This is a genomic window from Candidatus Eisenbacteria bacterium (assembly GCA_035712145.1).
Lineage (GTDB): Bacteria > Eisenbacteria > RBG-16-71-46 > RBG-16-71-46 > RBG-16-71-46 > DASTBI01.
The window spans coordinates 22009-36283 of record DASTBI010000204.1 but is presented as its reverse complement, the minus strand read 5'-3'; the positions used below and the strand labels follow the sequence as shown (position 1 = coordinate 36283).

Below are 14275 nucleotides of genomic sequence, written 5' to 3'. Positions count from 1 at the left end.
GGAGTGTTCGCGCCTGTCCAAGGAGACACCCTAGACATACGCTCCAAACCCCCATTATACGCCTCTCGGCGGCTGGGGCGGGTTTATGATGGGTCTTCCATGGGGTTCAGGGGGCCTGAGGCGCGGGTTCTGCGGGTTCTGGCGGGATTTGCCCTCGTCATGTGCGCAACCGCGCTGACCGCCCAACCTTTAGACTCGCGCGCCGCCCTCGGTCAAGGCGGGCAACCGACGTTCAAAACCGGGACCGAGATCGTCAGCCTGGGCGTCACGGTTTCCGACAAGCGCGCCAACTTCCTGACCGACCTCACGCGTGACGACCTCGAGATCTTCGAGGACGGCAAGAAGCAGACGATCGACTACTTCGCACGCGGCGATGAAGACAGCGGGCCGGAGCTGCATATCGGTCTGCTCTTCGACACCAGTGGCAGCATGGACGCGGACATCAAGCTGTCGCGGTCGGCCGCCGTCAAGTTCCTCAACACGCTCTCGGACGCCAAGGACATCACCCTTGTCGATTTCGATACCGAAGTGCGCGTCGCCAAGTACGGCCAGCTGGACTTCCCGCGCCTGGTGGAGCGCATCCGCTCGCGCAAGCCAAGCGGCTTCACCGCGATGTACGACGCGCTCGGGGTCTATCTGGACAGCGCCGCGGAGGTCCAAGGCCGCAAGATCCTGGTGCTCTTCACCGACGGCGGAGACACCCGCAGCACGATTAGATTCGGCGACGTGCTGACGCTGATCCGTGCCTCCGACGTCACGGTCTACTCGATCGGCTTCCTCGAGAACCAGCCGAGCAGCGTGCGCGCCGAACAGCGGCTCCGTCTGACGCAGCTGGCGACCGAGAGCGGCGGCGAGGCCTTCTTTCCGTACCAGATGAAGCAGATCGAGGAGGCTTACGACAAGATCCTCATGCAGATTCGCGCGCAGTACAGCGTCGGCTACGTCTCCACCAACACCGCGACCGACGGCAGCTGGCGTAAAGTCGAGATCAAGGTCCGTCGGCCGGATGCCAGGGATCTGCGCGTGCAGTCGCGCAAGGGCTACTTCGCGCCCTATCGCAAGTAGGCTTGGACTTTGGGTTCTGGATTTTGGGCTCTAGGCTCTAGGCTCTAGAGGCTCTGGGTGAGCCGAAAGCCCAAAGCCTAAAGCCTAAAGCCGGTACAATCGTCGTTTGGCCATGCCCTCCGTCTACGATCAATTCAAACTGGTCAGCGAATTCGAGATCCGCGGCGACCAGGTCCACGCGGTGCCGGAGCTCGTCGACGGACTGAATCGCGGCGACCTCCGTCAGGTGCTCCTCGGCGTCACCGGGTCCGGCAAGACCTACACGATGGCGCAGGTGCTCGCGCGCGTGAACCGGCCCACGCTGGTCATGGCGCACAACAAGACGCTGGCCGCGCAGCTCTATCAGGAGTTCAAGCGCTTCTTTCCCGAGAATGCCGTCGAGTACTTCGTCAGCTATTACGACTACTACCAGCCGGAAGCCTACGTGCCGTCGACCGACTCGTACATCGAGAAGGAAGCGACGATCAACGACGAGATCGATCGCATGCGGCTGTCCGCGACGCGCTCGCTCTTCGAGCGGCGCGACGTCATCATCGTCGCGAGCGTGTCGTGCATCTACGGTCTGGGATCGCCGGAGGCGTACTACGGGCTGCTGCTGCCGCTCGAAGTGGGTCAGCGGATCGATCGCGAGCAGATCCTGCGGAAGCTGGTGGAGATCCAGTACGAGCGCAACGACATGGAGTTCGGCCGCGGCACCTTCCGCGTCCGCGGCGACATCGTCGAAGTGGTGCCGTCGTACGAAGAGCACGCGCTGCGCATCGGCTTGTTCGGCGACGAGGTGGACGAGCTGGCGTGGTTCGACCCGCTGACCGGAAAGGTCATCCGCCGTCTCGACAAGGTGGCGGTCTACCCGAAGTCGCACTTCGTGACCTCGCGAGACCGCACGAAGCTGGCCGTCGAGTCGATCAAGGCAGAGCTCGTGCAGCGACGAAGCGAGCTCGAGTCAGAAGGAAAGCTGCTCGAAGCACAACGTCTGCACCAGCGGACGATGTTCGACCTCGAGATGATTCGCGAGATCGGCTACTGCCACGGTATCGAGAACTACGCACGGCATCTGACCGGCCGTCCGCCCGGCGCGGCGCCGCCGACGCTCATGGACTACCTTCCCGACGACGCGCTCGTCATCGTGGATGAGAGTCACCAGACTGTGCCGCAGATCCGCGGGATGTACTTCGGCGATCGCTCGCGCAAGGAGGTCCTCGTCGCCTACGGCTTCCGGCTGCCATCAGCGCTCGACAATCGTCCGCTCAACTTCGACGAATGGGAACAGCGGGCGAAGCAAGTGGTGTTCGTCTCGGCGACGCCCGGCCCGTACGAGTTGTCGAAGGCGGGAGGGGTGGTGGTCGAGCAGGTGATTCGGCCGACCGGGTTGATGGATCCGCCGATCGAGGTACGACCCGTGCGTGGTCAGGTGGACGACTTGTTGCAGGAGATCCGGCAGCGGGCGGAGCGCAGGGAGCGCGTCCTGGTTACGACGCTGACCAAGCGAATGGCTGAGGATCTGACGACGTACTACCAGGAACTGGGCGTCAAAGTGCGATACCTGCACTCGGACATCGACACGCTCGAGCGGGTGGAAATCCTCCGCGACCTGCGGCGCGGTGTGTTCGACGTACTGGTCGGCATCAACCTCCTTCGTGAAGGACTGGACCTCCCGGAAGTCTCGCTGGTGGCCATCCTCGACGCCGACAAGGAAGGCTTCCTGCGCTCCGAGCGATCGCTCATCCAGACCGCGGGGCGGGCGGCTCGCAACGTCGGGGGCCGGGTCATCCTCTACGCCGACCAGATCACCGCTTCCATGCGGCGGGCGATGGACGAGACCAATCGCCGCCGCGAAAAGCAGCTCGCCTACAACCAGGAGCACGGCATCACGCCGCGCACGATCGTGAAGAGCGTGGAAGAGATCCTCCAGTCCACCTCGGTGGCGGATGCCATCGGCCAGGGGGAGCAGGACGAGGTCCGCACGCTGCTGTCGACGCTCGACCACGACGATCCGCAGAAGCTGATCGCGCAGCTCGAGACCGAGATGCTGGCCGCGGCCAGGGTGCTGGACTTCGAGCGCGCCGCGAGCCTGCGCGACCGGATCGAGGACGTGCAGGCGGCGCTCGCCGAGGCCGAGAAGGCGGGCGTGGGCGGCGTGACGGCGCCGGCCCGCTCGGCGCCGCGGCACGGCGCGGGCGGGGAGATGGCGCGCAGCGGACGCCGGAGCACCCACCGATCCAAGGGCCGTCGCTGATCCCATGCTCGAAGCCGTCGCTCTTCCGCTGGTGAAGTGGGCGCTGTCCGAAGACGTGGGAAGCGGGGACATCACCACGCTCAACACGCTGCCGGCCGGCATCGGCGCCCGCGCGGTGATCGTGATGAAGGAGCCCTGCGTGGTGGCGGGGCTCGAGGTGGCGCGCCTGACCTTCCGCGAGGTCGACGCGCACCTGACCTTCGAGCCGCTCGCCGCCGACGGCGACGGCGTGGAGGCGGGGGTGGCCGTGGCGCGCGTGTTCGGATCGGCGGGCGGCATCCTCACCGGCGAGCGCACGGCGCTCAACTTCCTGCAGCGGCTCACCAGCGTGGCCACGCAGACCCGCCGTTTCGTCCAGGCCGTCCATGGCACGGGCGCCACCATCCTCGACACCCGCAAGACCACTCCCGGGCTGCGTTATCTCGAAAAGTACGCGGTGAAGCTCGGCGGCGGCGAGAACCATCGCTTCGCGCTGTGGGACATGTACCTGGTGAAGGACAACCACATTCGCGCCGCGGGCGGCGTGACGGCGGCGATCGAGCGCATCCAGCGCACCCGCCAGGACGTGCCGCTCGAGGTCGAGGTCGAGTCCCTGGCGCAGCTCCACGAAGCGCTCCGTCCGGAGGTCGATCGAATCCTGGTCGACAACCGACCGGTGGAAGAGGTGCGGCGCGCGGTCGAGGAAGTCGACCAGTGGTTCGCCAAGCATCCTCCCGAGTCGCGCCGCATGCGCAAGGAGGCGCGCCGCTGGCCGGAGGTCGAGGTCTCGGGCGGTCTTTCGCTCGACAACGTGCGACGCTACGCGGAGACCGGCGTCGACTACCTCTCGGTCGGCGCGCTCACGCATTCCGCGCCGGCCGTGAACCTCAGCCTGGAGATCGAGGACGTTGGCTGAAGGCACCTTCGACCGCGCGCTCTTCCAGCGCTCGCTGAGGACCCATCGGCTCGGGCACGTGCTCTTCACGCGCGCCGAGGTGGACTCCACCAACGACCTGCTGTGGGACCTGGCCCAGCAAGGCGCCGACGAAGGCGCCTGCGTGATCGCCGATGCGCAGACGCGCGGCCGCGGCCGCGCGGGACGATCGTGGCACACCGCACCCGCGAAGGGGCTGGCGCTCTCGGTGCTGCTCCATCCGGGTTGCGACCGGGGTGCTTTGACCACGGCGCCCCTGGTGGCGGGGCTGGCGCTCGCCCGCGGGCTGGACGCGCTCGGCTTCCAGGCGCGCCTCAAGTGGCCGAACGACTTGCTGGCCGGCGGTCGCAAGCTCTCGGGGATCCTCGCCGAGAGCCGCCGCAACGCCGAAGGCACGGACATCGTGGTCATGGGCGTGGGGGTCAACGTGGCTCAGAGCAAAGAAGATTTCCCGCCCGAGCTCCGGGACCAGGCCACCTCGCTCGCGATCGAAGGCCGTCGCGTGCCGCGTGAAGGCGTGGCGGCCGCGTTCCTCAACGCGCTCGAGCCGCTGTGGGACGAGCACCAGGAAGGCGATCACGACGAGGTGCTCGAGGCGTGGCGAAAGCAGGCGGGCTTCTGGGGACGGCCGGTCACGGTGCGCACCGGCGCCGGCGTGCTCGAGGGCGTGGCGCGCGACCTGGATCCGTCCGGGGGGCTGATCGTCGAGACCGCGACCGGGGAGCGCACGACGGTGTTCGCGGGCGATCTCGAGGTGTCGTGGGGAGACGCGCCGTGAGCGGACGCCCGGACCCGCGCCAGACCGGAGAGATGCCGTTCCTCGAGCATCTCGACGAGTTCCGGCGGGTGCTGATGCACGTCGTGGTCGCCTGCCTGGCGGGCGCGATCGCGGGATGGATGTTCGCGCCCATGGTCATGGAGACGCTCATCAAGAGGAGCGTCGGCCACACCATCGTGCTGGCGCCGCTCGAAGCCTTCAACGAGCGCTTCAAGCTGTCGCTGATGCTGGGCCTGCTGCTAGTCTCGCCTTACGTGTTCTACCGGGTGTGGCAGTTCATCGTTCCCGGGCTGCTCAAGCGCGAGCGCTCCATGATCCTTCCGATGGCGCTGCTCTCGATGCTCCTGTTCGCCCTCGGCATGTGGGCGGCCTTCGCCTACGTCGTGCCGCTCGTGCTCGACGTGCTGTCGGGATTCATGACGCCCAGCATGGTGGCGCAGATCCGCTTGAGCGACCTGCTCGGCTTCTTCTACAACCTGGGGTTCGCGTGCGGCCTGTTGTGCCAGCTGCCGCTCGTGACCATGACGCTCACCGCGCTCGGGCTGGTCACGCCGCGCGTGCTGCTCCAGCAGTGGCGCTTCGCCATCGTCGGCGCCTTCCTGCTCACGGCCATCATCACGCCCGGCGACGTGGTGACGGCGCAGATCGTGATGGGGCTGCCGATGACGGTGCTCTATTTCGTGAGCGTCGGGCTTTCGTGGCTGGTGGCGCGACGCCGCGCGCGCACCGATGCGTCGATCGAGGAGGTTCACGGTGCCTGAGAAGAAGCGCAAGCCAGCCACGAGCTCGCGACGGCCTCGCCGGATCAAGGGATCGAGCCGGATCCTCGCGGTCGACATCGGCACCAGCGAGACCAAGCTGGCGCTGATGGAAGGCCTCGATGCCCGGCAGCACTGGCGGCTCAGCTCGGGGCGGACCACGTCCGACGAGGCGCGCCTGCGCGTCGAGTCGCTGCTGGCCTCGGCGCAGACGGCGGCCGGCTCGCTCGCCGGATCGGTGGTGTGCTCGGTGGCGCCGGCGCTCACGCTGGCGTGGGTCAGAGCACTCGAGCGCGTGGCCGGCGCTCCTCCGGTCGAGGTGGGCGTGTCGACGGTGAAGAGCATGCCGATCCGCTACCACGATCGCACCGCGGTCGGCCCCGACCGGCTCGCCAACGCGATCGCGGCGCGCGATCTCTACGGAACGCCGGCGATCGTCGTCGATCTCGGCACCGCCACCACCTTCGATTGCGTCTCCCCGCAGGGCGCGTTCCTCGGCGGCATCATCGCTCCCGGAGTGCTGACCTCGGCGGAGGAGCTGTACCGCCGGGCGGCGCGCATCGCCCGGGTGGAGCTGCGGCGCCCATCGCACGCCGTGGGCCGGTCGACCGAAGAGGCGCTGCAGGCCGGGGTGATCTGGGGCGCCGCGGGCCAGGTGGACGCGCTCGTCCGTAGGCTCGCGCTCGAGATGAAGGGAACCCCTCATGTGATTGCGACCGGTGGCCTTGCTCACGTGGTGGCCGCCGAATGCGAGACCATCAACCGCGTCGACGAGACGCTGACGCTCAAAGGCATGGCCTCGATCTGGGAGGAGAATCGATGAAGCGACCTCGCGCACGGTGGTGGATGACGGCCGTCGGATTGTTGTGGGCAGCGGCCCTCCTCGGCGCCGCCACCTCCAGGACCGACCTCGATCAGAAGTGGAGGAAAGACCTCCAAGGCCTTCTGCGCGAGGACGTTCGTCGTATGGCCGATCCCGCGTGGGAAGGGCGCGGGCCAGGGACCAAAGGGCAGGAACAGGCGGCGGAGTACCTCGCCGGTCGCATGCGCGGCTTCGGCCTCGAGCCCGGGGGAGAAGACGGCGCCTTCTTCCAGCCGATCGAGGTCACGACCGGAGTCGAGGTCGGCGTCCCGGGAGGACTCGAAGTGCGCGGCCGGAGGTTCGCGGTCGGGGAGGACTTCCAGCCGATCGGCTTCTCGACCAATGGCACGCTGAAAGCGCCGGTGGTGTTCGCGGGCTACGGCATCACTGCGCCGGCGTTCGACTACGACGATTACGCCGGCCTCGACGTGCGCGACAAGCTGGTGCTCGTGCTCACGCAGGAGCCTGGTGAGATGGACTCGACCAGCCGGTTCGACGGCAGCGTCAACACGCCCCATGCCGAGCTGCGCACCAAGGCGATCAACGCGCGCGAGCACGGCGCGCTCGGCATGCTGGTGGTGAACGGTCCCCGCCACCACGCCGGCGAGCCGCTGCGGAAGCCGCGCGCCGACGGCGCCGGCTATATGACGAGCGGGCTCCTGGCGGCGCAGCTCTCGGAGAAGGCCGCGCAAGCCTTGCTGCCTCCGGGCGCGACGCTGGCCTCGCTGCAGGAAGCGATCGACTCGCGCGGACGGCCGCATAGCATCGCGCTTCCGGAATCCGCGATCGTCACCGTGACGCTGAAGCGCACCAAGGCGGTCATCAGGAACGTCGTCGGATGGATCCCGGGCCGCGACACCACGCGCACGCTCGTCGTGGGCGCCCACTACGATCACCTCGGCTACGGTGGCGAATCGTCGCTGGCGCCCAACGAGCGCGTGCCGCACGTCGGCGCCGATGACAACGCCTCGGGCGTGGCCGCGATGATGGAGGTCGCGTCGCGCGCGGGACGGCATGCCAAGGCGGGGAGGCGGCCGCTCCACAACCTGGTGTTCTGCGCCTACACCGGCGAAGAGATGGGGCTCGTCGGCTCGGGCCACTTCGTGGACCAGCCGACGCGCCCGCTCGAGAGCATCGAAGCGATGCTCAACATGGACATGGTGGGGCGGCTGCGCGACAACCGGCTGATGGTCATGGGCACCGGCACCGCGACCGAGTTCGCTGATTTCGTGCCGCGCGTGAACCAGGCCACCGAGAAGTTCGACCTCAAGACCTCGAGCGACGGCTTCGGGCCGAGCGACCATTCGTCTTTCTACAAGAGGAAGGTGCCCGTGCTGATGCTCTTCACCGGCGCTCATGCCGACTACCACCGGCCGAGCGACACCTGGGACAAGGTCAATTACGAAGGGCTGTCGAAGGTCGCGCGCTTCGCGGCGGCGCTCATCGACTCGCTGGACGCGCGCCCGAAACCGACCTACGTGCGTGCCCAGGCGGACAGCTCGATGGGCCGCATCGCCGGCGGAGGCGGCTACGGCGCCTATCTGGGGACGATCCCCGACTACCTCAAGACCGAGGGCGGCGTGCTGCTCTCGGGAGTTCGCAACGGCAGCCCGGCGGAGAAGGCCGGCCTGCGGGGAGGCGACGTGATCGTGAAGTTCGACGGCGTGCGCATCGACAACATCTACGACTACACCTTCGCGCTGCGCTCGCGAAAGCCCGGTCAGGAAGTGCGGATCACCGTGCATCGCGGCGGCGCCGACGTGGACGTGGTCGCGTTGCTCGGGAGGCGCCCATGAAGGCCGCGCGCCTCGCCGCTCCGGCGCTCATCGCACTCGCGATCGCGCCGCTCGCGATGGGCCAGCCCCCCGCCCGTCCCGTGCCTCCGACCGCCGTGGCGGCCGACACTCTGATCCGCAAAGGGGAGACCCACATCGCACGCCTGTGGCAGCTCACCTTCGGCGGTGAGAATGCCGAGGCCTACTGGTCGGCCGACGGCACCAAGCTGATCTTCCAGTCGACTCGTGACGGCTACCCGTGCGACCAGCAGTTCGTGATGGAGCTCGGCACCGGCGCGGTGCGGCGGGTCAGCAACGGCAAGGGGCGCACGACCTGCGGGTACTTCTATGACGCCGACCGCCGCGTGCTGTTCTCGTCCACGCACCTGGGCGCGGACACGTGCCCGCCGTTGCCGGACTTCTCGCAAGGCTACGTGTGGGCGCTCTACCCCTCGTACGACATCTTCACCGCCAAGCCCGACGGCACCGACCTCGATCGGCTCACGCGCACGCCCGGATACGACGCGGAAGCCACGGTGTCGACCGATGGCAAGTGGATCGTGTTCACCTCGGTCCGCGACGGTGACCTCGACCTCTACAAGATGAAGTCCGACGGCTCCGACGTGACGCGGCTCACCAGCCAGGCGGGCTACGACGGCGGCGCCTTCTTCTCCCGGGACGGCGAGTGGATCTGCTGGCGAGCCGAGTACCCCGCGAGCGACTCGTCACGCGCCGATTACCAGAAGCTGCTGGCGAAGCACTTGATCCGGCCGTCGCATCTGGATCTGTGGGTGATGAAGGCCGACGGATCGGGCAAGCGGAAGGTGACCGACAAGCCCGGCGCCTCGTTCGCGCCGTACTTCACGCCGGACGGCAAGTCGCTCATCTACTCCTCCAATTGGGAGAACCCGCGGGGACGGAACTTCGACCTCTACCTCGTGCCGGTGGCGGGCGGGGAGCCCAAGGCCGTCACCCGCGACGCGACGTTCGATGGTTTTCCGATGTTCAGCCCCGATGGCCGGTGGCTGGTGTTCTCGTCGAACCGGGGGGCCAAGGGGCGCGGCGAGACCAATCTCTTCCTCGCGGAGTGGAAGCCCTGAAGAGCGCCCCGCGCGCCGCCGCGGGAGGGCGCGGCGCGCGAAGCCTGCCGCTGGCCGCGGTGCTGATCGGGCTCGCGGTCTTCTTCGTCAGCCAGTACGCCGGCGCCTGGTCGGTTCCCTTCATCAACGACGACTACATCTTCCTCGACAAGACGCGCTCCGCGTCGTTCGTCTCGCTGTGGAAGCCGGAAGCGCTGGCCTTTCACTGGTACCGGCCCTGGTCGCGTGAGCTCCACTACTGGACCCTGCAGCACCTCTTCGGGACCCGCGAGCTACCTTTCCATCTGGTGAGCTGGGCGCTGGCGCTCGCCGTGCTCGGCGGCGCCTTCGTCCTGTTCCGCCGGCTGGCCGGGACGAGGGCGGCGACGGTCGCGGTGGCCGGCCTGGCGACGCTCTCGGCGTGGGGCGTTCCGATGGTGTGGATCGCCGGGGTCCAGGACCTGTGGATGCTGGCGTTCACCATCGCGTTCCTGCTCGCGGTGAGTGCCGGCGCGCGCGGCATCGCCTGCGCGGCGCTGGCGCTGGCGCTGCTCAGCAAGGAAGCCGCCGCCGTGCTGCCCGCGCTCGCGCTCGCTCACCGGCGCTTCATCGACCGGCGAGCGCTGTCCGAGGCGCTGCGGTGGATCTGGCCGATGGCGGTGATCGTCGCCGCCTGGGCGCTGTTCCATCCGGTGCTGGGCGGCCGACTGTGGAAGCCGATCGCCGATCCTCTCGAGCCGGGACTTCATCCACCGCTCTACATGATCGCCGGCCGCACGCTCGCCGTGCCCTTCAACCTCGACGCGCTGCCGCGCCCCGAGCGCCCGTGGTCGTGGGTGCTCGCGCGCGCGCTGCCCGGCGCGCTCGCGCTGGGTGCCCTTCTGATGTGGGGCGCGCGCCGCGCCTCGCCGCCTCCACGGCCGGCCGGATCGGTGCTGGCGTTCGCCGGCGTCTGGGCGCTGGCGGGTTGGGCGCCGTTGCTGCTGCCCACGCTCGGCTGGCACTCGTATTACGCGCTGCTCGGCGCGCTCGGCGCCTGGCTGGCGCTCGGAGTGCTGCTGGCGAGACGGCCGGGATTCGCACTCGCGCTGGTGACGCTGATGGTCGTGCTGCGCAGCGCGCGCGCCGATACGCCCTCGCGTGACTGGGGCAGCGAGTGGTACCAGCGGCGGGCGGGCTCCTTCATCACCTTCATGCGCGCCGACCTCCGGCGCATCGCACCCGATCCGCCGCCGCACTCACGCTTCTACTTCGTGCGGGTGCCGAGCAACGTCGGGTTCCTGGCCGGCGACGCACCTGCGCTGCGGGTGTGGTACGGCGATTCGACGCTGCGCGGCGGTTACTACCCGGCGTTTCGCCCGCGCCTTCCATCGGAGCCGGCGGGAGAGGATCGCTTCTTCCGCTTCGACGTCGAGGGCTGGGTGCCGGTCGTGGCCGGCGCCGAGGATGTCGCGGCGGCGCGGCGCGAGAACCCGCGCTGGGTCACCGACCACGAGACGCTCGCCGGCGCGCTCGCCAAGGGCGGAGACTGGGCCGCCGCGGCCACGGAGTACGAGAAGCTGGCGGCGGTCGATTCGTCCAGCGTCGAGTTCGCATACAATGCCGCCGTCTGCCGCGAGACCCTCGGGGACTCGACGGGCGCCGCGCTGTGGTACGAGCGGGCCGCGTCGCTGCCCGGGGCCGACGCGGAGATTCGCGCCGACGCCTTGCGCCTCGCGCGCCATCGGCCGCGGCGCTGAGCGCGGCACCTCGAAAGGGACCGACACCTCATGGGGAAGCGCATCGAGTTCGACGACGCCGCGCGCGCCGCCTTGTGGCGTGGCGTGGATCAGCTGGCCGGCGCGGTCCGCGTCACGCTCGGTCCGCGCGGACGCAACGTGGTCATCCATCGCCGGGACGGTCCGCCCACCATCACCAACGACGGGCTCACGATCGCCCGGGAGATCGAGCTCGAGAATCCGTTCGAGAACATGGGCGTGCTGCTGCTGCGCGAAGTCGCCACCAAGACCGGCGAGACGGCGGGGGACGGCACCACCACCGCCACCGTGCTCGCGCACCGCATCGTCGGCGAAGGCTTGCGCGCGGTGTCGTCGGGCGCGCACCCGATGGCGATCAAGCGCGGGATCGATCACGCGGTGGGCATCGTGGTCGACGAGCTGCGGCGGCTCTCGACGCCGATCGAGGGCCGGGCCGACATCGTGCGTGTGGCGAGCGTGGCCGCCAACCACGACCGCGCGATGGGGGAGCTGATCGCCGAGGCGCTCGAGCGGGTCGGCCGCCAGGGAATGGTCTCGATCGAGGATGGCCACGGCTTCGAGACCAAGCTCGAGGTGGTGGAAGGGCTGCGCTTCGATCGCGGCTATCTGTCGCCTTACTTCGTCACCGATCCGGAAGCCATGTCGGTGACGCTCGAGAACGCGCTGGTGCTGCTCACCGACGTCAAGCTCTCGTCCTCGCAGCAGCTCCTCCACGTCCTCGAGACTGCCGCGCGGACCCGCCGGCCGCTGCTGGTGGTGGCGGATGACGTCGAAGGCGAAGCGCTCGCCATGATGGTGGTGAACCGGCTGCGCGGCACGCTGGCGTCGGTGGCGGTCAAGGCGCCGGCGATCGGCGACGAGCGCCGGGCGCTGATGGAGGACCTGGCCGTCCTCACCGGCGCGCGGATCGTGAGCGCCGAGCGCGGGACCACGCTCGAGCGGGTCGAGTCCGAGGACTTCGGCAGGGTGAAGCGGGTGGTCGTCGATCGCGAGAGCACCACGCTGGTCGAAGGCGGTGGCCGCCAGACGGAGATCCGCGAGCGCCTGCGGCAGCTCGAGCGCGAGCTCTCGCGCTGCGATTCCGATCACGAGAAGAGCCAGCTCCGCGCCCGGCTCTCGAAGCTGCAGGGCGGGATCGCGGTGGTCTACGTCGGCGGCGCGACCGAGATCGAGATGCGCGAGCGCCGCTCGCGTCTCGAGGACGCGCTGGCCGCCACACGGGCCGCGATCGAGGAAGGCGTCGTGGTCGGCGGGGGCGTGGCGCTGCTCCGTGCCCAGCGCGCGATCGAGGCCCAAGGTGGCGCTGGCGACGAAGGCCACGGGCGCGGCATCGTGCGCCGCGCGCTCGAGGAGCCTGCGCGGCAGATCGCGGACAACGCGGGAGAGGACGGAGCCCTCGCCCTCGCCAACATCCGGCGCGGCGAAGGGCCGTTCGGCTACGACGCGCTATCGGGCGGCTACGGTGACTTGATCGCCGCCGGCGTGCTCGACGCGGCGAAGGTGGCGCGCAGCGCGCTGCAGAACGCCGCCAGCATCGGCGGCCTCGTGCTCACCACGGATGCGATCGTGGTCGAGGCCCCGGAAGAAGAAGGGGAGGAGCCGCCGGAGGAGTGAGTGGCGCGCGGGGTCCCTCGCGCGAGGGCGCCCGGCTGGCGATCGAACGCTTCGCACAAACGACGACCCCCCGCTTGCGCGAGGGGCCGCCTGACTGGAGCCGGGTTGGGGAACCAAGCGTCGCTTCTCGAACGATCGGGATAGGGATAGCCCAAGAGTCGTGTCGAGGACGCGAGAGTAGCCCGGCTCGATTTCGCGTGCGGGGGCCCGTCGTGCCATCGCCAGGCCCTTTGCCGCTGTCCTGTATTCGCAAGAAGCAATCCGCGGCAGGAGGTGCTCCGGCTTGGTCGTTGGAGGCGAAGGACTTGCGGCGTTCGGTCCAGTTGGGCGTCGTCGATCGGAAGGGTCGCGCGCGAAAGAAGTGTCGGGTCTGCCTGACAGCCGCCGGAGGGTGCTCTGACGTGAAGGCTCACGGCCGTTTCCAGCCGAAGACCATGGAGCCCAAGGCGATCGGCGCGTCGCCCTCGCCGAGGACCGTCCCGCCGGACGCGACGCGCCGCACGGAACGCGGCAGAAAACCGCCGGCCGACGAGGAAAAAACCGTCAACCGGCTCGACGCCGTTCCGGCCGGGGGCTAGGGCCGGCCGAGCGGTCGCGGGGTTTCGAGGGCCGTGGGTGCGGCCAGGAGTGGAATCCCCGAAAGTGTCGGAATCGCTCCCGACTCGAGTCGCTCGGTACGGATCACCGCCAGACCGATCCAGCGGTCCGTGCCGTCGGCTGCGGCGCTGGTGAGAGCACCCGCCCGCTCGCCGTCCCACTCGAGCGCGGCCGGAGTCGGCGGAGGGGCGCCTCGTCCCTCGACCCGGGCCAATCCACGCCGCACGCTGTGGTAGGTGATGAGGCGTTGCAGCGCTTCCTGACCGGTGTAGCAGCCCTTGTCGAGGTGCACTTCGTCACCGAGTCCCACCTCGAACGGGTTGTAGGCGTCGACGATCTCGTGGCCGTGAGCCGGCCGGCCGGCGAGGATGCGCGCGCGGGCATCGACACGCGGCGTCCCGCCGATTTCGAGCCGATCGTCGCCGCACGCCACGCGGCGCGGGATGCCGTTCTCTTCCCGGGTCTCGGTCACCGCCAGGTCGAGCGCCACCGGCAGCTCGCTCGACCGGTCTTCGATCGTGACGTCCTCGCGGAACACGTGGCGATCGAGGAAGGATGCCAGCTCCGCCCCGGGCGCGTCGTCTCGAAGCAGCCACACGGTCCGATGCCGGGTCAGATAGACCAGCACGCGGTGGAGCAGCCGGCCGCGGAAGTCGCAGAACAAGGTCGGCCGCGCGCTGCCCGAAGGCAGGTCGACGAGCGCGTTGGTCGAGATGCGCTGGAGGAGCGGCAGAACATCCTTGCCGCGGAGGTGGAGCGCCGTGGTCGCGGCCGGGCCAGGTTTCATGACGGCATGCTAACGACCGCTCGTCGTGTGGCGCAACGTCGCGAACCGGTGCTA

Annotated in this window: 12 protein-coding genes; 11 read left to right on the top strand and 1 reads right to left on the bottom strand. The window is 69.1% G+C overall.

Annotation, left to right across the window (positions count from 1 at the left end):
- From VFQ05_14460 to VFQ05_14410, 11 genes are all read left to right on the top strand, one after another.
- The coding region (locus VFQ05_14460) for a VWA domain-containing protein (protein HET9327966.1) at positions 1–1065 on the top strand (1065 nt) is incomplete at its 5' end.
- 112 nt (positions 1066–1177) lie between these two features.
- Complete coding sequence (uvrB, locus tag VFQ05_14455; GenBank protein HET9327965.1) at positions 1178–3301, top strand: excinuclease ABC subunit UvrB; 2124 nt, start codon at positions 1178–1180, stop codon at positions 3299–3301.
- A 4-nt stretch (positions 3302–3305) separates the two neighbouring features.
- Positions 3306–4196, top strand: coding sequence for a carboxylating nicotinate-nucleotide diphosphorylase (gene nadC, locus VFQ05_14450; GenBank protein ID HET9327964.1), 891 nt, complete (start codon positions 3306–3308; stop codon positions 4194–4196).
- On the top strand, positions 4189–4992 hold the full coding sequence (locus VFQ05_14445) for a biotin--[acetyl-CoA-carboxylase] ligase (protein HET9327963.1): 804 nt from the start codon (positions 4189–4191) through the stop codon (positions 4990–4992). Before nadC ends, VFQ05_14445 begins: the two co-directional genes overlap by 8 nt.
- Positions 4989–5753 carry a twin-arginine translocase subunit TatC gene (gene tatC / locus VFQ05_14440; GenBank protein HET9327962.1) on the top strand — a complete coding sequence of 255 codons (765 nt, stop codon included), beginning with the start codon at positions 4989–4991 and terminating at the stop codon, positions 5751–5753. Before VFQ05_14445 ends, tatC begins: the two co-directional genes overlap by 4 nt.
- On the top strand, positions 5746–6573 hold the full coding sequence (locus tag VFQ05_14435; protein HET9327961.1) for a type III pantothenate kinase: 828 nt from the start codon (positions 5746–5748) through the stop codon (positions 6571–6573). Before tatC ends, VFQ05_14435 begins: the two co-directional genes overlap by 8 nt.
- Positions 6570–8408, top strand: a complete 1839-nt coding sequence (locus VFQ05_14430; protein ID HET9327960.1) for a M28 family peptidase — start codon at positions 6570–6572, stop codon at positions 8406–8408. Before VFQ05_14435 ends, VFQ05_14430 begins: the two co-directional genes overlap by 4 nt.
- Positions 8405–9487: a hypothetical protein gene (locus tag VFQ05_14425; GenBank protein ID HET9327959.1), complete on the top strand. Its 1083-nt coding sequence runs from the start codon at positions 8405–8407 to the stop codon at positions 9485–9487. The genes VFQ05_14430 and VFQ05_14425 overlap by 4 nt, the downstream gene beginning before the upstream one ends.
- Positions 9475–11205 (top strand): hypothetical protein, encoded by a 1731-nt coding sequence (locus tag VFQ05_14420; GenBank protein HET9327958.1) that lies wholly within the window; start codon positions 9475–9477, stop codon positions 11203–11205. Before VFQ05_14425 ends, VFQ05_14420 begins: the two co-directional genes overlap by 13 nt.
- 30 nt (positions 11206–11235) lie before the next feature.
- A complete protein-coding gene (groL, locus tag VFQ05_14415; GenBank protein ID HET9327957.1) occupies positions 11236–12837 on the top strand; it encodes a chaperonin GroEL in 1602 nt (533 codons plus the stop codon).
- Between the two features lie 401 nt (positions 12838–13238).
- A complete protein-coding gene (locus tag VFQ05_14410; protein ID HET9327956.1) occupies positions 13239–13415 on the top strand; it encodes a hypothetical protein in 177 nt (58 codons plus the stop codon).
- On the opposite strand, the gene VFQ05_14405 is transcribed toward VFQ05_14410, so the two are convergent.
- Positions 13412–14221: a hypothetical protein gene (locus VFQ05_14405; protein ID HET9327955.1), complete on the bottom strand. Its 810-nt coding sequence runs from the start codon at positions 14219–14221 to the stop codon at positions 13412–13414. The two genes, VFQ05_14410 and VFQ05_14405, sit on opposite strands and share 4 nt — an antisense overlap.
- Between the last annotated feature and the right edge of the window lie 54 nt (positions 14222–14275).

Excerpts from the sequence above, each read along its gene's own strand:
- uvrB (HET9327965.1), top strand. The coding sequence starts at position 1,178 with ATGCCCTCCGTCTACGATCAATTCAAACTGGTCAGCGAATTCGAGATC.
- nadC (HET9327964.1), top strand. The coding sequence starts at position 3,306 with ATGCTCGAAGCCGTCGCTCTTCCGCTGGTGAAGTGGGCGCTGTCCGAA.
- VFQ05_14430 (HET9327960.1), top strand. The coding sequence starts at position 6,570 with ATGAAGCGACCTCGCGCACGGTGGTGGATGACGGCCGTCGGATTGTTG.
- VFQ05_14425 (HET9327959.1), top strand. The coding sequence starts at position 8,405 with ATGAAGGCCGCGCGCCTCGCCGCTCCGGCGCTCATCGCACTCGCGATC.
- groL (HET9327957.1), top strand. The coding sequence starts at position 11,236 with ATGGGGAAGCGCATCGAGTTCGACGACGCCGCGCGCGCCGCCTTGTGG.
- VFQ05_14405 (HET9327955.1), bottom strand. The coding sequence starts at position 14,221 with ATGAAACCTGGCCCGGCCGCGACCACGGCGCTCCACCTCCGCGGCAAG.